Consider the following 19,633-nt stretch of genomic DNA (forward strand, 5'->3'; position numbering starts at 1 on the left):
CCGGACTGCGGTGCCCCCGGCAGGATTCGAACCTGCGCACCCGGCTCCGGAGGCCGATGCTCTATCCCCTGAGCTACGGGGGCGTGTCGCCGTCTTGCTTGGCGACGAATGAAACACTACCAGCTTCTGGCGGGTGTCCGTGAACAGGTATTTCCGCGTGGTCGCCGTCGCGCGTCGCCCCCGTGCCCCGGCGCCGCCGTGCCCCGTGCCGCCGGCCCGGTCGCGCGCTCGTGCGCAGGGCCGCCGTGTCGGCCATGTGCCGTCCGCCCGCCACCCGTCCGGGGCTGGAAATGGGCAAAACCCGGACGCAGCCCCTACGTCCGACCTACCCTCTGAGTGTGTCAGGGGCGTGTGGCCGTGTGCTTGTTGTCGACGACAGCAAGGCCATCCGGCAATTGATCAGGGTCAATCTCGAGCTTGAGGGCTTCGAGGTCGTGACCGCGGCCGATGGTGTCGAGTGTCTGGATCTGGTGCATCAGGTCTGTCCGGATGTGATCACCCTTGATGTCGTCATGCCCCGGCTCGACGGTCTGCAGACCGCCACCCGGCTCCGCTCCGATCCCCGGACCAGCCGGCTGCCGGTCGCGATCATCAGTGCTGGTACGCAGTACGAGGTGGACAACAACATCACCACCCGGGTCGACGCCTTCCTGGCGAAGCCCTTCGAGCCGAGCGAGCTGGTGCGGCTCGTACGGCAGTTGGCGAACAGGGAGGCCCCGCCGTCGGCCGACGGCAGACACTGTGCCGGGAGGGCGGAGAGCGCTGCGGGCTGACCGCATGGCGAAACCGGGTCGCGAAAGGCCCCCCTCCCTCCCATACGCTTGTTCCGTGACCCCCGCCGATCTCTCCAGGACCGTGCTGCACGCCGTGCGCCGCGCGGTCGACGAGGACGTCCTGCGCGCGCCCGTGCCCGCGCGCGTGCGGGTGGAGAGGACCAGGCCCGGCGGGACCGGGGACTATGCCTGTGCCGTCGCACTGCAGTTGGCCGGGCCCGCCGCGCGTCCGGCCAGGGAAGTGGCCGAGATCCTGCGGGACCGGGTAGCCGGTGCGCCCGGGATCGGGCGGGTCGACGTCACCGGGCCCGGATTCCTGAGCTTCACCCTCGACGCGTCGGCCGATGTCCGGGCGCGCGAGGCAGTCGTACGTGAGGTGCTGGCGCGAGGGGCCCGGTACGGGCACGGGGACGCGCTCGCCGGAGACATCCTCCGGTTCAGCCACGCCCGCGAGGTCCGGGCGGCGGTCACCGCCCACACGCTGCGCGCGATCGCGCGAACGCAGGGCGCGCTGGTGCGTACCAGCTGCGACGGGACGCCCGACCCGGACTGGGCGCGGCTGGGTGTCCACGTCGACGCACAGGGGGAGCCGCCGACTCCGCTCACCGCCATCCGGCCCGTTCCCGCCGGGGCCGGCGCGGGGGAGCTGCTGCGGCGGCTCGGTCGCGACGCCACCCGGTGGGGACTGCTGCGGCCGGCCGGGCACGACCATGCGCCGCTCGGTGCGGAGCTGCTCGTCCAGGGCGCCGGCAACCCGCTCTTCCTGGTCCGTTACGCCCGCTCCCGAGTCTGCGCCCTCACCCGCGGCGCGGCCCTTCTCGGATTCACCAGGACGTACGACGAGGACGTCGACGCCCCCGCACTGCTGCGTACGCTGGCCGACTACCCCCATGCTCTCGCCGTCGCCGCCCGGCACCGCGCGCCCGACCGGCTCGCCCGGCAGCTCGAAGAGATCGCGCACGCCTTCTTCGACTTCCACGACGGCTGCCCGCCGCTGCCCCAGGGTGACGAGAAACCCTCGGCCGCCCACCGCTCCCGGCTGGCCGTTGCCGAAGCTGCCGGGACGGTGCTCGCAGGCGGCCTGTCCCTGCTCGGCATCAGCGCACCCGAAGTCCTCTGAGAGACCTGAGAGAGCAGAGCAACACCATGAGCCGATCCGCACACCCCGCCGGTCCCCGTCACGCCGACGTCCTGACCGAGGGCCACTACACAGCCCCGCCCGCCGACCTCAACGCCCTCGACGAGAAGGTCTGGGCCCGCACCGTCTCCCGCAACGCCGACGGCGTCGTCGCCGTCGGCGGGATCGAAGTGACCCGGCTGGCCGAGGAATTCGGGACGCCCGCCTACTTCCTCGACGAGAGCGACTTCCGCGCCCGCTGCCGCGCCTGGGCCGACGCCTTCGGGCGGGACGCCGATGTCTTCTACGCCGGAAAGGCGTTCCTGTCGCGGGCCGTCGTGCGCTGGCTCCAGGAGGAGGGGCTCAACCTCGACGTCTGTTCCGGTGGTGAGCTGACCATCGCGCTCGCCGCCGGGATGCCCGCCGAACGCATCGCCTTCCACGGCAACAACAAGACCGTCGCCGAGATCGAGCGCGCCATGGAGGCCGGAGTCGGGCGGATCGTGCTCGACTCGTTCCAGGAGATCGTCCGGGTCTCGCACGTCGCGCAGCGGCTCGGCAAGCGGCAGCGCGTACAGATCCGGGTGACCGTCGGCGTCGAGGCGCACACCCACGAGTTCATCGCCACTGCGCACGAGGACCAGAAGTTCGGCATCGCGCTGGCCGGGGGAGAGGCCGCCGAGGCGGTCCGCCGGGCGCTCACTCTCGACGGGCTCGAACTCGTCGGCATCCACTCGCACATCGGCTCGCAGATCTTCGACATGGCCGGCTTCGAGGTCTCCGCCCGACGTGTGGTCCAGCTCCTCGCCGAGGTGCGCGACGAGCACGGCATCGAGCTGCCGGAGATCGACCTCGGCGGTGGACTGGGCATCGCGTACACCTCCGACGACGACCCGCGCGAGCCGCACGAGATCGCCAAGGCACTCGGCGACATCGTGACCCGCGAATGCGAGGCGGCCGGGCTCGCCACCCCCCGGATCTCCGTCGAGCCGGGGCGCGCCATCGTCGGACCCACCGCGTTCACGCTGTACGAGGTCGGCACCGTCAAGCACCTCGAAGGGCTCCGGACCTACGTCAGTGTCGACGGCGGCATGTCGGACAACATCCGCACCGCGCTGTACGACGCCGAGTACTCCGTCGCGCTCGTCTCCCGCCGCTCCGACGCCGAGCCCCAGCTCGTCCGCGTCGTCGGCAAGCACTGCGAGAGCGGCGACATCGTGGTCAAGGACGCGTTCCTGCCGTCGGACCTTGCGCCCGGCGACCTGATCGCGGTGCCCGCCACCGGCGCCTACTGCCGCGCCATGGCGAGCAACTACAACCACGCGCTGCGCCCACCCGTCGTCGCCGTGCGTGACGGAGAGGCGCGCGTGATCGTCCGGCGGGAGACGGAGGAAGATCTCCTGCGTCTCGATGTCGGCTGATGAAATATATGTCTCAGGATCCGGACGGGTGGCAGAAACGTCCGTCCGGTGAGTGAGACTGGTCCACACATGAGCATGTATGAGAAACGAGGTCGGATGATGCGTACGCGTCCGCTGAAGGTGGCGCTGCTGGGCTGTGGAGTGGTCGGCTCAGAGGTGGCGCGCATCATGACGACGCACGCCGACGACCTCGCCGCGCGCATCGGAGCGCCCGTGGAGCTCGCCGGCGTCGCCGTCCGCCGGCCTTCCAAGGTGCGCGAGGGCATCGACCCCGCACTCATCACCACCGATGCGACGGCCCTGGTCAAACGGGGCGACATCGACGTCGTCATCGAGGTCATCGGCGGCGTCGAGCCCGCCCGCACGCTCATCACCACCGCCTTCGAGCACGGCGCGAGCGTCGTCTCCGCCAACAAGGCGCTGCTCGCCGAGGACGGCGCCGCACTGCACGCCGCCGCCGAGCAGCACGGCCGGGACCTCTACTACGAGGCAGCCGTCGCCGGCGCCATTCCGCTCGTACGGCCGCTGCGTGAGTCCCTCGCCGGCGACAAGGTCAACCGGGTGCTCGGCATCGTCAACGGCACGACCAACTTCATCCTCGACAAGATGGACACCAGCGGCGCCGGCTACTCCGAGGCGCTCGACGAGGCCACCGCCCTCGGGTACGCCGAGGCCGACCCGACCGCCGACGTCGAGGGCTTCGACGCCGCCGCCAAGGCCGCGATCCTTGCCGGGATCGCCTTCCACACCCGGGTGAGGATCGGTGAGGTGCACCGCGAGGGCATCACCGAGGTCACCGCCGCCGACATCGCCTCGGCCCGCCGTATGGGCTGCACCGTCAAGCTTCTCGCCATCTGCGAGCGGGCCGCCGACGGGCAGTCCGTCACCGCGCGTGTGCACCCCGCGATGATCCCGCTCAGCCACCCGCTGGCCTCCGTCCGCGAGGCGTACAACGCGGTCTTCGTCGAGGCGGAGGCCGCCGGGCAGCTGATGTTCTACGGCCCCGGCGCCGGTGGCTCGCCGACCGCCTCCGCGGTCCTCGGCGACCTGGTCGCGGTCTGCCGCAACAAGCTCGGCGAGGCCACCGGCCCCGGAGAGTCCGCGTACACGCGTCTGCCGGTCAGCCCCATGGGTGAGGTTGTCACGCGTTACCACATCAGCCTCGACGTGGCCGACAAGCCTGGCGTGCTCGCCCAGGTCGCGACGGTCTTCGCCGAACAGGGCGTATCCATCGATACGGTCCGCCAGCAAGGCCGAAATTCAGGCAGCGGCGACGAAGTCGCCGTCGACGGCGGCGAGGCGTCCCTCGTCGTCGTCACCCACCGCGCGCCCGACGCCGCCCTCTCGGCGACCGTCGAGGCGCTGCGCAAGCTCGACACCGTGCGCGGTGTCGCCAGCATCATGCGTGTTGAAGGGGAGTAAGGACCCATGACCACCAAGGGCACCCACCAGTGGCGCGGCATCATCGAGGAGTACCGGGACCGCCTTCCGGTCACGAGCACGACGCCGGTCGTCACGCTTCGTGAGGGTGGTACGCCGCTCGTTCCCGCTCAGGTCCTCTCCGAGCGTACGGGCTGCGAGGTGCACCTCAAGGTGGAGGGCGCCAACCCCACCGGGTCCTTCAAGGACCGCGGGATGACGATGGCGATCACCCGGGCCAAGGAGGAGGGCGCCCAGGCCGTCATCTGCGCCTCCACCGGCAACACCTCCGCCTCCGCCGCCGCGTACGCGGTGCGGGCCGGCATGGTCTGCGCCGTCCTCGTGCCGCAGGGCAAGATCGCGCTCGGCAAGATGGGCCAGGCGCTCGTCCACGGCGCCAAGATCCTTCAGGTCGACGGCAACTTCGACGACTGCCTGGCGCTGGCCCGCTCGCTGTCGGACAACTACCCGGTGGCTCTGGTCAATTCGGTCAACCCGGTTCGGATCGAGGGCCAGAAGACCGCGGCGTTCGAGATTGTCGATGCGCTCGGCGACGCCCCGGACATCCACGTCCTGCCGGTCGGCAACGCGGGTAACATCACCGCGTACTGGAAGGGGTACACAGAGTACGCGGCGGACGCGATGTCCACGCACAAGCCGCGCATGTGGGGCTTCCAGGCCTCCGGCTCCGCGCCCATCGTCCGCGGCGAGGTCGTCAAGGACCCGTCGACCATCGCCACCGCGATCCGGATCGGCAACCCGGCCTCCTGGCAGTACGCGCTGGCCGCGCGGGACGAGTCGGGCGGCTTCATCGACGAGGTCACGGACCGTCAGATCCTGGCCGCCTACCGGCTGTTGGCCTCCCAGGAGGGCGTCTTCGTGGAGCCCGCCTCGGCCGCGTCGGTCGCCGGTCTGCTCAAGGCCGCCGAAGAGGGCAAGGTCGACCCGGGCCAGAAGATCGTCTGCACGGTCACCGGCAACGGCCTGAAGGATCCCGACTGGGCCGTCGCAGGTGCCCCGCAGCCGGTCACCGTACCGGTCGACGCGGCCACCGCCGCGGAGAAGCTGGGCCTCGCGTAACCGGAACAGCAGCAGCTCAACCGTCCCTTTTCGGGGCGGAGAGCGCATGGGAGGTGTGCGACACGCATCGTGCGCCTCCTGTGCGCCCTATGTCGCCACAGAACCTTCCTTCGATAAGCTGTACCCAACCTGCCACGCCGCACCTGCCGCGGTGCTGCCGTCGTGGCCATCGGGTTCTCCACAGGCTTACGAAAGATCCACCACCACAATCCCCGCCGCAACACATCCCCGCTGCCTCACAAGGAGAGTCGTCGAAGCGATGGCCGGTCCCGCCTTCCGAGCCGCCGCCGTCCGGGTGCGCGTCCCCGCTACCAGCGCCAACCTGGGCCCGGGTTTTGACGCCCTCGGCCTGTCGCTGGGGCTCTACGACGACGTCGTCGTCCGCGTCGCCGACTCCGGGCTGCACATCGACATCGCCGGCGAGGGTGCGGACACCCTGCCCCGCGACGAAAGTCACCTCCTCGTGCGCTCCCTGCGCACCGCCTTCGACCTGCTCGGCGGACAGCCCCGCGGCCTGGAGATCGTCTGCGCCAACCGCATCCCGCACGGGCGCGGCCTCGGCTCCTCCTCCGCCGCCATCTGCGCCGGCATCGTCGCGGCCCGTGCCGTGACCATCGGCGGCGACGCCCGGCTCGACGACGCGGCCCTGCTGGAGCTCGCCACCGAGATCGAGGGCCATCCCGACAACGTCGCCGCATGCTTGCTCGGCGGCTTCACGCTGGCCTGGATGGACGGCGGATCCGCCCGGGCGATCAGGATGGATCCCTCTGATTCCATCGTTCCGGTGGTTTTCGTCCCCGGCAAACCGGTGCTCACCGAGACCGCCCGCGGACTGCTGCCGCGCACAGTCCCGCACGTCGACGCCGCGTTCAACGCAGGCCGTGCGGCGCTCCTTGTCGAGGCCATGACCCGGCGCCCGGAGCTGCTGCTCGCCGCGACCGAGGACCGACTGCACCAGGAATACCGCGCCCCGGCGATGCCGGAAAGCGTGGAACTTGTCAACCGACTGCGCGCCGACGGCGTCCCTGCAGTCATCTCCGGTGCCGGGCCGACCGTGCTCGCGCTGGCCGAAGACGGTGCGGCCGACAAGGTCGCACGGCTGGCGGGCGAGGGATGGGCGGCCAACCGGCTCACTCTCGACGCCTCGGGTGCGAGTGTGCTGCCACTCGCCCCGTAGCGAGAAGTGATTGCCGGTGAGTGAGAGGGGGAATGTTTGTTGGAGCCGGTAGTGTTAACCTCAAGTCAGCAACCGACGTTTACGTGGCGCGTTGCTTCGTGTCCCTTTCCGGGGCCACCATTTCTTCCGAGAGCCTCCCCGACTGCCTGAGCAGCCTGCCTGAGCAGTTTCGAGCGCGCTCCGGAACCGGCACGACACCCCTCGCTTGTCCAGGAGTGGGCCGAGCAGGGGGATGCTCGCGCCGGACCCTTGCACATTCATCTCTCCGCCGTACCCGGCGGACCACCGCCCCGGCACGGTCCGCAAGATCAAAAGACCGCAGTCGGACAGCACAACCGGTCGCCGAGCCAGAAGGCCGACGTCCGCTCCAGGGAAGGACCCTTCGTGAGCGACACCACCGATCTGATGGGCGTGACTGCCGACAAGACCGTCGACAGCGCCGCGCCCGCCGAAGGTGCTGCCACTGGCACCACCGCACGGCGCCGCCGCTCCGGCACCGGCCTCGATGGCATGGTCCTGGCCGAGCTGCAGCAGGTCGCGTCCGGCCTCGGCATCAAGGGCACTGCGCGGATGCGCAAGGGCCAGCTGATCGAGGTCATCAAGGAGGCGCAGGCCGGCAGCGCTGCGCCCAAGGCCGCTGCCGCGCCCGCCGAGACCAAGCCCAAGCGGCGCGCCACTTCCAAGTCGCGCACCGACGATGAGTCCGCTGCCGCGCCCGCCGAGAAGGCCACGGCTCAGCAGCAGATCGACATCCCCGGCCAGCCGGCCAGTGACGACCAGCCCGTGGGCGAGCGTCGTCGGCGCCGGGCGACCGCGCAGGCGGGCAGCCCGGAAACCAAGGTGGAAACCAAGACGGAACCCAAGGCCGAGGCCAAGGTGGAGACGCCGGCCGAGCCGAAGAGCGAGGACCGCTCCGAGGCGAAGGCCGAAGCCGCCGTGGACACCGCCGAGGGCCGCCGCGGCGACCGCGGTCAGCGCGGTGAGCGCGGTGAGCGCGGCGACCGCCGTGACCGTCAGCGCGACCGCCGTGGCAAGGGCGACGAGCAGGGCGGTGGCCAGGGTCAGCAGGGCGGCCAGCGCCAGCAGCGCCAGGGGCAGCAGGGTGGCGGCGGCCCGCAGGACGACGGTTACGACGACGAGGCAGGTGGCCGTCGCGGCCGCCGTGGCCGCTACCGCGACCGTCGTGGCCGTCGTGGCCGCGACGACTTCGCGAGCGACGCACCGCCGGTCACCGACGACGACGTCCTGATCCCCGTCGCGGGCATCCTGGACATCCTCGACAACTACGCGTTCATCCGGACCTCCGGCTACCTGCCGGGCCCGAACGACGTGTACGTGTCGCTCGCCCAGGTCCGCAAGAACGGCCTGCGCAAGGGTGACCACGTCACCGGTGCGGTGCGCCAGCCCAAGGACGGCGAGCGCCGTGAGAAGTTCAACGCGCTCGTCCGCCTCGACTCCGTCAACGGAATGGCGCCCGAGTCCGGCCGCGGCCGCCCGGAGTTCCAGAAGCTGACCCCGCTCTACCCGCAGGACCGGCTCCGTCTGGAGACCGACTCCAACGTCCTGACGACGCGGATCATCGACCTGGTCGCTCCCATCGGCAAGGGCCAGCGAGGCCTGATCGTGGCCCCGCCGAAGACCGGCAAGACCATGATCCTGCAGGCGATCGCCAACGCGATCACCGTCAACAGCCCCGAGTGCCACCTGATGGTCGTCCTGGTCGACGAGCGTCCGGAAGAGGTCACCGACATGCAGCGGTCGGTGAAGGGCGAGGTCATCTCCTCGACCTTCGACCGTCCCGCCGAGGACCACACCACCGTCGCCGAGCTGGCCATCGAGCGCGCCAAGCGTCTCGTCGAGCTGGGTCACGACGTGGTCGTCCTGCTGGACTCGATCACCCGCCTCGGCCGTGCGTACAACCTCGCGGCCCCGGCGTCCGGCCGCATCCTGTCCGGTGGTGTCGACTCGACCGCGCTGTACCCGCCGAAGCGCTTCTTCGGTGCGGCGCGCAACATCGAGGACGGCGGCTCGCTGACCATCCTGGCCACGGCGCTCGTCGAGACCGGCTCGCGCATGGACGAGGTGATCTTCGAGGAGTTCAAGGGCACCGGCAACATGGAGCTCAAGCTCGACCGGAAGCTCTCGGACAAGCGCATCTTCCCGGCGGTGGACGTCGACGCGTCCAGCACCCGTAAGGAAGAAATCCTGCTCGGCAGCGACGAGTTGGCGATTGTCTGGAAGCTGCGCCGGGTGCTCCACGCACTCGACCAGCAGCAGGCGATCGAGCTGCTCCTGGACCGGATGAAGAAGACCCAGTCCAACGCGGAGTTCCTGCTCCAGATCCAGAAGACGACGCCCGCCCCGGGCAACGGCAACGACTGACCTCGTACCGTCCCGGCAGTCCTGGACCGCCGGTCGTTCATAGGGCCGCCCCCGCCACCTCGGTGACGGGGGCGGCCCTATTTCCGGTGTTTCACTCGAACCGCCCGATTCGAGACCTTCGCCACACAGTGACCGCTCCGCCGCCGGGCCCGAATCGGCTGTAACAGGCCAAGAAACCGCAGGTGGGCGCGGGATCACCAGCTGTTCGTCGGCGCTCCGTGCGGGTTCCGGACCGACACGGGCGTCACAGGTCGCTGTGCAACCCTTCTCCGAGTCACGACGTCGTACGAAGTGACGACAGAGCGACACAAACAGTGCCCGAACGCCACAACAAGGGGTAGCCGGGAGCAAGCGAGGATCGAGGGAGACGGATGACCGGGCAGAGCGGGAGCGGCACCCGGATACGCGCCACCGGCAAGCGCCGGAAGAAGGCGTCCCGCCGCCGCAGGGCCACGGTCATAGCCGCCTGGACCGCGGCCGGTGTGGTCGTCGTCGGCGGTGCGGGGCTGGGATACGCGTACATGAAGCTCAACGACAATCTCAAGGCCGTCGACATCAACGCCGCGCTCGGCAAGAACCGCCCCGTCAACGTCGACAACGGCTCGGAGGACATTCTCGTCCTCGGCTCCGACTCCCGCTCCGGCGCGAACTCCGCGTACGGCGCGGACGAAGGCACCGCCCGCTCGGACACCGCGATGGTCGTGCATGTCAACAAGGGCCACAAGACGGCCAGCGTCGTGTCCATCCCGCGCGACACCCTCGTCACCCGCCCCGACTGCACGAGCGACACCACCGGTAAGACGGTCGCGGGCCAGCAGCGTGCGATGTTCAACACGGCGTACGAGGTCGGCGGACCGGCCTGCGCGGTCAAGACCGTCGAGTCGATGTCCGGTATCCGCATGGACCACTACGTCGAGGTCGACTTCACCGGCTTCAAGAAGCTCATCGACCAGCTCGGCGGAGTCAAGATCACCACCACGCAGGCGATCGACGACTCCAAGAGCCATCTGCATCTGCAGCCCGGCACCCACACCCTTAACGGGGAGCAGTCGCTCGGCCTGGTCCGCACCCGCAAGAGCATCGGCGACGGCAGCGACCTCGGCCGCATCCAGCTCCAGCAGGCGTTCATCAAGGCGCTGATGGAACAGGTGAAGAGCGTCGGGGTGTTCTCGAACCCGAAGACCCTGTTCGACCTCGCGGACACGGCGACGAAGGCCATCACCACCGACTCCGACCTGGGTTCGGTCCCGAAACTCACCGGCTTCGCCACCGGTCTCAAGGGGCTCGGCCCGAAGAACGTCACCATGGTGACGATGCCCGTGCAGTACGACCCGGCCGACCCGAACCGCGTCATTCCGCTGGAGGAGTCCGCGCAGCAGGTGTGGACCGCCCTCAAGCACGACAAGCCGATCCCGGCCTCCGCCACCGAGAAGTCGGCGGGCGACAAGGGCGTGGCCGGCAAGGTCGTCCAGTAGACCTCTGTCAGATCAGTAACAGGACGCGCGCGACGTGTTCCCGAACGGTCGGGAATAGTTGCGGCCCGCCCCCGGTTTTGGGAGATGCGGCCGGTCCTGGCAGACTGGTACGTCGGCCCCGGTTCACGGATGCGCAAATCCGCGCATGCGACCCGGCGCCCTCCCGAACCTAGGAGACACCCTTGAAGCGCGACATCCACCCCGAGTACGTCGAGACGCAGGTCAGCTGCACCTGCGGCGCGTCGTTCACCACCCGGAGCACCATCGACGGCGGCACCATCCGCGCCGACGTCTGCTCCGAGTGCCACCCGTTCTACACGGGCAAGCAGAAGATCCTCGACACCGGTGGCCGTGTGGCCCGCTTCGAGGCCCGCTTCGGCAAGGCTGCAGGCTCCGCCAGCAAGTAGCGAGCTCTTGCGCCGGTCCTTGGCGCCCTCTTCCCGGGGGCGCCGAGGCCGGCGTTTTTTTCCGGCCGGGTGTACGGGGTCTCCCCGTACCCCGCCCGGACAGCACGACGCCGTTCAGCCGGCATATCGAGTAACTTCCCCGAGCTCTCCACGAGCAGGGGATATCCCACCCCCCCAGGAGCCCCCGATGTTCGAGGCGGTCGAGGAACTGATCGGCGAACAGACCGATCTTGAGAAGAAGCTCGCGGATCCCGCGGTCCACGCCGACCAGGCCAACGCGCGCAAGCTCAACAAGCGCTACGCCGAGCTGACCCCGATCGTCGGTGCGTACCGCTCCTGGAAGCAGGCCGGTGACGACATCGAAACCGCCCGCGAGCTCGCCGCGGACGACCCCGAGTTCGCCGCCGAGGTCAAGGACCTGGAGAAGCAGCGCGAGGAGCTCACCGAGAAGCTCCGCCTCCTCCTGGTCCCGCGCGACCCCAGTGACGACAAGGACGTGCTCCTGGAGATCAAGGCGGGCGCGGGCGGCGACGAGTCGGCCCTCTTCGCCGGCGATCTGCTGCGGATGTATCTGCGGTACGCCGAGCGCATCGGCTGGAAGACCGAGATCATCGACTCCACCGAGTCCGAACTCGGCGGCTACAAGGACGTCCAGGTCGCGGTGAAGACCAAGGGCGGCAACGGCGCCACGGAGCCCGGCCAGGGCGTGTGGGCCCGGCTGAAGTACGAGGGCGGGGTGCACCGCGTGCAGCGCGTGCCGTCCACCGAGTCGCAGGGCCGTATTCACACCTCCGCCGCCGGTGTGCTCGTCACGCCCGAGGCGGAGGAGGTCGATGTCGAGATCCACGCCAACGATCTCCGTATCGACGTCTACCGGTCCTCGGGCCCCGGCGGCCAGTCCGTCAACACCACGGACTCCGCCGTCCGCATCACGCACCTGCCGACCGGTGTGGTCGCCTCCTGCCAGAACGAGAAGAGCCAGCTCCAGAACAAGGAGCAGGCGATGCGTATCCTGCGTTCGCGACTGCTTGCCGCGGCCCAGGAAGCGGCCGAGCAGGAAGCCTCGGACGTCCGGCGCAGTCAGGTGCGTACCGTTGACCGTTCCGAGAAGATCCGTACATACAACTTCCCGGAAAACCGGATCTCGGACCACCGCGTCGGCTTCAAGGCGTACAACTTGGACCAGGTGCTCGACGGGGAGCTGGACGCCGTGATCCAGGCCTGTGTCGACGCCGACTCCGCCGCCAAGCTCGCCGCCGCATAAGAACGCCCGCCCCGCCCGTAAACCCGTACGGAGAACCGCGATGAACCTGCTGCTCGCCGAGGTGGCCCAGGCCACCCAGCGGCTGGCCGACGCCGGTGTACCCTCGCCGCGATTCGACGCGGAGGAACTCGCCGCGTTCGTGCACGGCGTCAAGCGGGGCGAGCTGCACCTGGTGCCGGACGAGGACTTCGACGCCCGGTACTGGGAGACCATCGCCCGCCGCGAGGCCCGCGAACCGCTCCAGCACATCACCGGCCGCGCCTTCTTCCGCTACCTGGAGCTCCAGGTGGGCCCCGGCGTCTTCGTGCCCCGCCCGGAGACCGAGTCGGTCGTCGGCTGGGCGATAGACGCCGTCCGGGCGATGGACGTCGTCGAGCCGCTGATCGTCGACCTGTGCACGGGATCGGGCGCCATCGCCCTCGCCATGGCCCAGGAGGTGCCGCGCTCGCGCGTGCACGCCGTGGAGCTCTCCGAGGACGCCCTCAGATGGACGCGGAAGAACGCCGAGGGGTCTCGGGTCACCGTGCACCGCGGAGACGCTCTGACGGCCCTTCCCGAGCTCGACGGCCAGGTCGACCTGGTCATCTCCAACCCGCCGTACATCCCGCTCACCGAGTGGGAGTACGTGGCACCCGAGGCCCGTGACCACGATCCGGAGATGGCGCTCTTCTCCGGCGAGGACGGCCTGGACACCATCCGCGGCCTCGAGCGCACCGCGCACCGCCTGCTGCGCCCCGGTGGCCTCGTCGTCATCGAGCACGCCGACACCCAGGGCGGCCAGGTGCCGTGGATCTTCACCGAGGAGCGGGGCTGGGCCGACGCGGCCGACCACCCCGATCTGAACCGGCGGCCCCGGTTCGCGACGGCCCGCAAGGCCATGCCGTGACCGGCGCCACGCACCCGCACGACCCGTACCCGCCATACCCGTACATGCTTGAGGAGGCCGGCTGATGGCTCGGCGATACGACTGCAACGACGCGACCGACCGTACGACGGGTCTGCGTGAAGCCGCGTCCGCCGTCCGCCGCGGAGAACTGGTCGTGCTGCCCACCGACACCGTCTACGGGATCGGTGCCGACGCCTTCAGTGCCGAGGGCGTCGCCGACCTGCTCGACGCCAAGGGCCGCGGCCGCAACATGCCGACCCCTGTCCTGATCGGCTCTCCGAACACCCTGCACGGCCTTGTCACGGACTTCTCCGAGCAGGCCTGGGAGCTCGTCGACGCCTTCTGGCCGGGAGCCCTCACGCTCGTCGCCAAGCACCAGCCCTCGCTTCAGTGGGACCTCGGCGACACCCGCGGCACCGTCGCCATCCGGATGCCGCTGCACCCGGTCGCCATCGAACTGCTCACCGAGGTCGGCCCGATGGCCGTCTCCAGCGCCAACCTCACCGGACACCCGGCTCCCGAGGACTGCGACGCCGCCCAGGAGATGCTTGGCGACTCCGTCTCCGTCTACCTCGACGGCGGCCCGACGCCCGGCATCGTGCCGTCCTCGATCGTCGACGTCACCGGCAAGGTCCCGGTTCTGCTGCGGGCCGGAGCTCTCTCCGTCGAGGAACTCCGCAAGGTGGTACCGGACCTCGAGGTGGCCAATTGACCGCCCCTGAGGGGCGTGGCATAGCGGGGCGGACCGACACCTTCCGCATCCTCCACGTCAGCACCGGCAATGTCTGCCGCTCGCCGATCACCGAGCGGCTGACCCGCCATGCCCTGGTGGACCGGCTCGGCGACCCGCTCAGCGGCGGCCTGATCGTGGAGAGCGCGGGCACCTGGGGGCACGAAGGCGCCCCGATGGAAACCAACGCCGAGATCGTCCTCGCCGACTTCGGCGCCGATGCCACCGGCTTCGTCGGCCGCGAGCTCCTCGACGAGCACGTGATCCGCGCCGACCTCGTCCTGACCGCCACCCGGGACCACCGCGCCCAGGTGATCTCGATGGGTCACTCGGCCGGCCTGAGGACGTTCACGCTCAAGGAATTCACCCGGCTGGTCCGGGCCATAGACCCCGCGACGCTGCCCGACCCGCGCGGTGAGGGCGTCGTCGAACGCGCCCGTGCGCTGGTCCGTGCGGCCGCGGCGCTGCGCGGCTGGCTGCTGGCCCCCACTGCCGAGGCGGACGAGGTCTACGACCCGTACGGTGCCCCGATCACGTTCTTCCGTTCCATTGGCGACGAGATCAACCAGGCGCTCGACCCGGTGGTCACCGCGATGACGGGCGTACCGGCCCCGCACTGACGCGCCCGGGCAGCGGGCGGGCGCACGCGTACCGGCCTACATTGGATCCGACGCCAACGCATCCCCCTCCCCAGGCCCGGAGCCGTCAGATGTCGGTCACCACTCCCGCCGCACACTCCTCCGCCACCGTCACAGCCCTGCCGCAGGATTTCGGCGCCCTGCTCCGGGGAGATCCGGAAATCGCCGACGTGCTGCTGGGGGAGCTGCACCGGCAGTCGAGCACGCTGCAGCTGATCGCCGCCGAGAACTTCACCTCGCCCGCGGTACTCGCCGCGCTCGGCTCACCGCTCGCCAACAAGTACGCCGAGGGCTACCCCGGCGCCCGCCATCACGGCGGCTGCGAGCTGGCCGACGCCGCCGAACTCATCGCCGTTCAGCGGGCCACTGCGCTCTTCGGAGCGGAGCACGCGAACGTTCAGTCGCACTCCGGCTCCTCGGCCGTCCTGGCGGCGTACGCGGCCCTGCTGCGCCCCGGTGACACTGTGCTCGCGATGGGGCTCCAGTACGGCGGACATCTCACCCATGGCTCGCCCGCCAACTTCTCCGGCCGATGGTTCGAGTTCGTCGGGTACGGGGTCGACTCGGAGAGCGGCCTGATCGACTACGAGCAGGTGCGCACCCTGGCCCGCGCACACCGGCCCAAGGCGATCGTCAGCGGCTCGATCTCGTACCCCCGCCATCCCGACTACAAGCTGTTCCGCGAGATCGCCGACGAGGTCGGCGCGTATCTGATCGCCGACGCCGCGCACCCGATGGGGCTGATCGCCGGGGGAGCGGCGCCCAGTCCCGTCCCGTACGCCGACGTGGTGTGCGCCACCACGCACAAGGTGCTGCGCGGGCCGCGCGGCGGCATGATCCTGTGCGGATCGGAGCTGGCCGAGCGGATCGACCGGGCGGTCTTCCCGTTCACCCAGGGCGGCGCGCAGATGCACACGGTCGCCGCGAAGGCGGTCGCGTTCGGCGAGGCGGCGACACCGGCGTTCGCCGCGTACGCCCATCAGGTGGTGGCACACGCCCGGGTTCTGGCGGCCGGTCTGGAGGCCGAGGGGTTCGAGGTGACCACCGGCGGCACGGACACCCACCTGATCGTCGCGGACCCGGCGCCACTGGGCATCGACGGCCGCACCGCCCGCGAACGGCTCGCGGCGGCGGGCATGGTGCTGGACACCTGCGCGCTGCCTTACGGGGACGCCCGGGGCATCAGGCTCGGCACTGCCGCGGTCACCACCCAGGGCATGAACGTGACCGACATGGCACGGCTCGCGGCGCTCTTCGGGGCTGCGGTACGTGAGGAAGGCGACGTCCGCACCGAGGTGCGGGAACTGGCCGGGAAATATCCTCCCTATCCGGGGTAGACGTGGTCCATGCAACCATCACGCGTACCTCTGTGTCCTCAACCATGAGGCCGACGTAGTTAAGGTGTGGGCTGAGATGGCCGGCGATATCTGTGGGGCAGCCCGTGCGTGATTACTTGCTGACGCTCTGTGTCACGGCTGCGGTGACCTATCTGCTCACCGGCCCGGTGCGGAAGTTCGCCATCGCGGTCGGGGCGATGCCCGCGATCCGTGCGCGTGACGTCCACCGAGAACCGACACCGAGGCTCGGTGGCATCGCCATGTTCGGCGGGCTGTGCGCCGGACTGATCGTCGCGGCCCATCTGTACAACCTGGACAGCGTCTTCCAGCTGTCCAGCGAACCGCGGGCGCTGCTCTCCGGTGCCGCGCTGATCTGGCTGATCGGCGTCCTCGACGACAAGTTCGAGATCGATGCGCTGATCAAGCTCGGCGGGCAGATGATCGCCGCCGCGGTCATGGTCATCCAGGGGCTGACGATCCTGTGGCTGCCGATCCCCGGCATCGGCACGGTCGCGCTCACCCAGTGGCAGGGCACGCTGCTCACCGTGGCGCTGGTCGTCATCACGGTCAACGCGGTCAACTTCGTCGACGGCCTGGACGGCCTGGCGGCCGGCATGGTGTGCATCGCCTCGGCCGCGTTCTTCCTCTACACGTACCGGCTCTGGTACGGGCACATGATCGAGGCGGCCGCCCCCGCGACGCTCTTCACGGCGATCCTGATGGGCATGTGCCTCGGCTTCCTGCCGCACAACATGCATCCCGCCCGGATCTTCATGGGTGACTCCGGCTCGATGCTGATCGGTCTCGTGCTGGCCGCCGGTGCGATTTCTGTCACGGGGCAGGTCGACCCGGACGCGATGAAGCTCTTCGCGGGCAGTGAGCGAGAGGCCACGCACGCGATGCTGCCGGTCTTCATTCCGCTGCTGCTGCCGCTGACGATCATCGCGATCCCGACCGCGGACCTGGTGCTGGCGATCGTCCGGCGCACCTGGAAGGGCCAGTCGCCGTTCGCCGCGGACCGCGGCCATCTGCACCACCGGCTGCTGGAGATCGGCCATTCGCACAGCAGGGCCGTGCTGATCATGTACTTCTGGTCGGCCCTGATCGCCTTCGGTGCGGTCGGCTACTCCGTGCACTCGACGTCGCTGTGGATCGCGCTGGTGATCGTGGGGCTGAGCGCGGTGGGTCTGGTCCTGCTGCTGATGCCCCGCTTCACACCGCGCGCCCCGCGCTGGGCGGAGCGCTTCGTGCCGCCCCGCTACCGCCGCTGGGACCAGCGGGGCAAGAGCTCCGGAGCCGCGCACGAGGCGCAACAGGAGCCCCGGGAACCGCAGATGGGGCAGGACGAGCATGAGCCGCGGGAGCCGGCACGCGTCGTCGTCGGTGTCTCCGGCGTCAATGGGGCGACCGCGATCGGACCCCGTTCGCGTTCTTCGAAAAGTCGTAAGGCCGATTCCGCCCGCCGATGACTCAGGCATCAGGGGGTAATACCGGACAAGAGGTCGAGTTGTGTTGCTCACACGCGCGGGTTAACTCTCATGTGTGACAGCAAGCACACTTTCTTAGTAAAGACCTCATCAAATAGTTTGTGATACCGTTCACTAAGCCCGGTGACACTACCGAAGGACCCCAGCGAGGCGGTCCATAGGGCCGAAGCATCGACTCGGACCGGGCCTACGCTCGTCCATGACGACACACTGCCCACCCCCTGCAAGCGGAGCTGCCGCCATGCCGTCCAACGACGTCCGGACTCTCCTCCAAGCCGCCGTACCCACCGCTGTCGCCGGCGCAGTTGCCGTCGCCGTCAGCGGTGGCGTCGCCGGTGGCAAGGGAGCCCTCGGGGCGCTCGTTGCGACCATCGTGGTGGTCCTCTTCATGGGGATCGGCCTCGTGGTTCTGCAACGGACCGCCAGGTCCCTGCCTCACCTGTTCCAGGCGATGGGGCTGATGCTGTACACGGCTCAGCTTCTCCTGCTGTTCATCTTTGTCGCCGCATTCAAGAACACGACGATGTTCGACCCGAAAGCCTTCGCGATCACTCTGGTCGCGCTGACTCTCGTGTGGATCGGCGCACAGGCGCGTGCGCACATGAAGGCCAAGATCCTTTACGTCGAGCCCGAGTCCGACCAGCGCGACAAGCCCACGAACACGGGCCCGAAGACGTGAACGGTAGGGGCGGAATAAATGCAGGTTTCAGACCCTGCTATCGTCCGGTTCCAACTGCGGCACTGCGGGCGCGGGCATGTGAGCTGACGCCTGCTCGATCGCGAGGCTCTATGCCTGACTGCCGCTCACACATCCGTAACACCAGTCCAGTGCCGAACCGCGGCTGCGCGCCGCGCCGACACAACGAGGTTGCCGTACCTATGCGCCACGCTGAAGGAGCCCGCGGTGAGTGCTGACCCGACACAGGTGCTCGCCTTCGAGACCGATTGCCACATCTTCTCCGGTTGTGGTTTCCCGGGTCCTGGCTTGCACTCATTCCTGTTCGAGCCGATCTTCGGTGACGCGGACAGCAACGTCTACTTCAACAAGACGATGCTGCTGGCGCTCCTCGGTACGGTCATCATCGTCGGCTTCTTCTGGGCCGCCTTCCGCAAGCCGAAGGTCGTTCCGGGCAAGCTGCAGATGGTCGCCGAGGCCGGTTACGACTTCGTCCGCCGCGGGATCGTCTACGAGACGCTCGGCAAGCGCGAGGGCGAGAAGTACGTCCCGCTGATGGTGTCGATCTTCTTCTTCGTCTGGATGATGAACCTCTGGTCGATCATCCCGCTCGCCCAGTTCCCGGTGACGTCGATCATCGCGTACCCGGCGGGCCTGGCGGCGATCGTCTACGTCATCTGGATGAGCATCACCTTCAAGCGCCACGGTTTCGTCGGCGGCTTCAAGAACCTGACGGGCTACGACAAGTCGCTCGGCGCGGTGCTTCCGCTGGTCATGGTCATCGAGTTCTTCTCGAACGTCCTGGTCCGGCCCTTCACGCACGCAGTCCGACTCTTCGCGAACATGTTCGCCGGTCACACGCTGCTGCTCCTCTTCACCATCGCCAGCTGGTACCTGCTGAACGGCATCGGTATCGCCTACGCGGGTGTCTCGTTCGTGATGGTCATCGTGATGACCGCCTTCGAGCTGTTCATCCAGGCTGTTCAGGCGTACGTCTTCGTGCTCCTGGCGTGCAGCTTCATTCAGGGCGCTGTCGCCGAGCACCACTGATCGCGCCTCCCCTCCCCCCAGTCGTCCGGTGGCCAACCCCCACCGGTCCGTGAAAGAGAAGGAAGAACTGGCATGTCCCAGACCCTTGCCGCCGTCACCGGTTCCCTCAGCTCCGTCGGATACGGCCTGGCCGCCATCGGCCCCGGCGTCGGCGTCGGCATCATCTTCGGTAACGGCACGCAGGCTCTCGCCCGTCAGCCCGAGGCTGCCGGCCTGATCCGCGCCAACCAGATTCTCGGCTTCGCCTTCTGTGAGGCGCTCGCCCTGATCGGTCTGGTCATGCCGTTCGTCTACAGCTGACGAACTGCGACTAG

18 protein-coding genes and 1 tRNA gene are annotated in these 19,633 nt (G+C 69.2%); 18 read left to right on the plus strand and 1 reads right to left on the minus strand.

Features of this window, described 5'->3' with window-relative positions; all coding sequences use genetic code 11:
• Positions 1 to 11 precede the first annotated feature (11 nt).
• Positions 12 to 83: transfer RNA gene (locus ACNPQM_RS22655), tRNA-Arg, on the minus strand.
• 207 nt (positions 84 to 290) lie between these two features.
• On the opposite strand from ACNPQM_RS22655, the gene ACNPQM_RS22660 reads away from it, so the two are divergent.
• The 18 genes from ACNPQM_RS22660 to atpE all read left to right on the plus strand — a co-directional run bounded on the left by ACNPQM_RS22660 (position 291) and on the right by atpE (position 19,619).
• Positions 291 to 773, plus strand: a complete 483-nt coding sequence (locus ACNPQM_RS22660; RefSeq protein WP_418085507.1) for a response regulator — start codon at positions 291 to 293, stop codon at positions 771 to 773.
• A gap of 55 nt (positions 774 to 828) precedes the next feature.
• Positions 829 to 1,893 (plus strand): ArgS-related anticodon-binding protein NrtL, encoded by a 1,065-nt coding sequence (nrtL, locus tag ACNPQM_RS22665; protein WP_418085508.1) that lies wholly within the window; start codon positions 829 to 831, stop codon positions 1,891 to 1,893.
• A gap of 26 nt (positions 1,894 to 1,919) precedes the next feature.
• Positions 1,920 to 3,311 (plus strand): diaminopimelate decarboxylase, encoded by a 1,392-nt coding sequence (gene lysA / locus ACNPQM_RS22670; protein WP_418085509.1) that lies wholly within the window; start codon positions 1,920 to 1,922, stop codon positions 3,309 to 3,311.
• A gap of 96 nt (positions 3,312 to 3,407) precedes the next feature.
• Positions 3,408 to 4,733 (plus strand): homoserine dehydrogenase, encoded by a 1,326-nt coding sequence (locus ACNPQM_RS22675; protein WP_418085510.1) that lies wholly within the window; start codon positions 3,408 to 3,410, stop codon positions 4,731 to 4,733.
• Between the two features lie 6 nt (positions 4,734 to 4,739).
• Positions 4,740 to 5,810 (plus strand): threonine synthase, encoded by a 1,071-nt coding sequence (gene thrC, locus ACNPQM_RS22680; protein WP_358857402.1) that lies wholly within the window; start codon positions 4,740 to 4,742, stop codon positions 5,808 to 5,810.
• Positions 5,811 to 6,069: 259 nt separating this feature from the next.
• Positions 6,070 to 6,987, plus strand: a complete 918-nt coding sequence (gene thrB / locus ACNPQM_RS22685; protein WP_406515178.1) for a homoserine kinase — start codon at positions 6,070 to 6,072, stop codon at positions 6,985 to 6,987.
• 384 nt (positions 6,988 to 7,371) lie between these two features.
• Positions 7,372 to 9,369 (plus strand): transcription termination factor Rho, encoded by a 1,998-nt coding sequence (gene rho / locus ACNPQM_RS22690; RefSeq protein ID WP_418085511.1) that lies wholly within the window; start codon positions 7,372 to 7,374, stop codon positions 9,367 to 9,369.
• A gap of 371 nt (positions 9,370 to 9,740) precedes the next feature.
• Complete coding sequence (locus ACNPQM_RS22695; protein ID WP_418085512.1) at positions 9,741 to 10,844, plus strand: LCP family protein; 1,104 nt, start codon at positions 9,741 to 9,743, stop codon at positions 10,842 to 10,844.
• A 182-nt stretch (positions 10,845 to 11,026) separates the two neighbouring features.
• Positions 11,027 to 11,251 (plus strand): 50S ribosomal protein L31, encoded by a 225-nt coding sequence (gene rpmE / locus ACNPQM_RS22700; RefSeq protein ID WP_019764351.1) that lies wholly within the window; start codon positions 11,027 to 11,029, stop codon positions 11,249 to 11,251.
• A 187-nt stretch (positions 11,252 to 11,438) separates the two neighbouring features.
• A complete protein-coding gene (prfA, locus tag ACNPQM_RS22705) occupies positions 11,439 to 12,515 on the plus strand; it encodes a peptide chain release factor 1 (protein WP_358857406.1) in 1,077 nt (358 codons plus the stop codon).
• 40 nt (positions 12,516 to 12,555) lie between these two features.
• Complete coding sequence (gene prmC, locus ACNPQM_RS22710) at positions 12,556 to 13,401, plus strand: peptide chain release factor N(5)-glutamine methyltransferase (RefSeq protein ID WP_358857407.1); 846 nt, start codon at positions 12,556 to 12,558, stop codon at positions 13,399 to 13,401.
• A 64-nt stretch (positions 13,402 to 13,465) separates the two neighbouring features.
• Entirely contained in the window at positions 13,466 to 14,113 is a 648-nt protein-coding gene (locus ACNPQM_RS22715; RefSeq protein ID WP_327244332.1) for an L-threonylcarbamoyladenylate synthase, read from the plus strand.
• A complete protein-coding gene (locus ACNPQM_RS22720; RefSeq protein WP_358857408.1) occupies positions 14,110 to 14,751 on the plus strand; it encodes a protein-tyrosine-phosphatase in 642 nt (213 codons plus the stop codon). The genes ACNPQM_RS22715 and ACNPQM_RS22720 overlap by 4 nt, the downstream gene beginning before the upstream one ends.
• Positions 14,752 to 14,840: 89 nt before the next feature.
• A complete protein-coding gene (glyA, locus tag ACNPQM_RS22725) occupies positions 14,841 to 16,106 on the plus strand; it encodes a serine hydroxymethyltransferase (protein WP_418085513.1) in 1,266 nt (421 codons plus the stop codon).
• A gap of 92 nt (positions 16,107 to 16,198) precedes the next feature.
• Positions 16,199 to 17,575, plus strand: coding sequence for an MraY family glycosyltransferase (locus ACNPQM_RS22730; protein ID WP_358857410.1), 1,377 nt, complete (start codon positions 16,199 to 16,201; stop codon positions 17,573 to 17,575).
• 259 nt (positions 17,576 to 17,834) lie between these two features.
• Positions 17,835 to 18,272, plus strand: a complete 438-nt coding sequence (locus tag ACNPQM_RS22735; RefSeq protein ID WP_418085514.1) for a hypothetical protein — start codon at positions 17,835 to 17,837, stop codon at positions 18,270 to 18,272.
• Positions 18,273 to 18,482: 210 nt separating this feature from the next.
• Positions 18,483 to 19,319: a F0F1 ATP synthase subunit A gene (gene atpB / locus ACNPQM_RS22740; protein ID WP_358857515.1), complete on the plus strand. Its 837-nt coding sequence runs from the start codon at positions 18,483 to 18,485 to the stop codon at positions 19,317 to 19,319.
• A 72-nt stretch (positions 19,320 to 19,391) separates the two neighbouring features.
• Positions 19,392 to 19,619 carry an ATP synthase F0 subunit C gene (gene atpE, locus ACNPQM_RS22745; protein ID WP_030386954.1) on the plus strand — a complete coding sequence of 76 codons (228 nt, stop codon included), beginning with the start codon at positions 19,392 to 19,394 and terminating at the stop codon, positions 19,617 to 19,619.
• Positions 19,620 to 19,633: the final 14 nt, after the last annotated feature.

Origin of the sequence: Streptomyces sp. NPDC056231, from assembly GCF_048270745.1 — a bacterium.
In the GTDB taxonomy this organism is placed as follows: Bacteria; Actinomycetota; Actinomycetes; order Streptomycetales; family Streptomycetaceae; genus Streptomyces.

Bases quoted from the DNA above. Each gene is read 5' to 3' on its own strand.
- glyA (WP_418085513.1), top strand. From the start codon at position 14,841: ATGTCGGTCACCACTCCCGCCGCACACTCCTCCGCCACCGTCACAGCC.
- ACNPQM_RS22735 (WP_418085514.1), top strand. From the start codon at position 17,835: ATGCCGTCCAACGACGTCCGGACTCTCCTCCAAGCCGCCGTACCCACC.
- thrC (WP_358857402.1), top strand. From the start codon at position 4,740: ATGACCACCAAGGGCACCCACCAGTGGCGCGGCATCATCGAGGAGTAC.
- ACNPQM_RS22715 (WP_327244332.1), top strand. From the start codon at position 13,466: ATGGCTCGGCGATACGACTGCAACGACGCGACCGACCGTACGACGGGT.
- ACNPQM_RS22695 (WP_418085512.1), top strand. From the start codon at position 9,741: ATGACCGGGCAGAGCGGGAGCGGCACCCGGATACGCGCCACCGGCAAG.
- ACNPQM_RS22675 (WP_418085510.1), top strand. From the start codon at position 3,408: ATGATGCGTACGCGTCCGCTGAAGGTGGCGCTGCTGGGCTGTGGAGTG.
- atpE (WP_030386954.1), top strand. From the start codon at position 19,392: ATGTCCCAGACCCTTGCCGCCGTCACCGGTTCCCTCAGCTCCGTCGGA.
- thrB (WP_406515178.1), top strand. From the start codon at position 6,070: ATGGCCGGTCCCGCCTTCCGAGCCGCCGCCGTCCGGGTGCGCGTCCCC.
- lysA (WP_418085509.1), top strand. From the start codon at position 1,920: ATGAGCCGATCCGCACACCCCGCCGGTCCCCGTCACGCCGACGTCCTG.
- prmC (WP_358857407.1), top strand. From the start codon at position 12,556: ATGAACCTGCTGCTCGCCGAGGTGGCCCAGGCCACCCAGCGGCTGGCC.
- prfA (WP_358857406.1), top strand. From the start codon at position 11,439: ATGTTCGAGGCGGTCGAGGAACTGATCGGCGAACAGACCGATCTTGAG.
- ACNPQM_RS22660 (WP_418085507.1), top strand. From the start codon at position 291: ATGGGCAAAACCCGGACGCAGCCCCTACGTCCGACCTACCCTCTGAGT.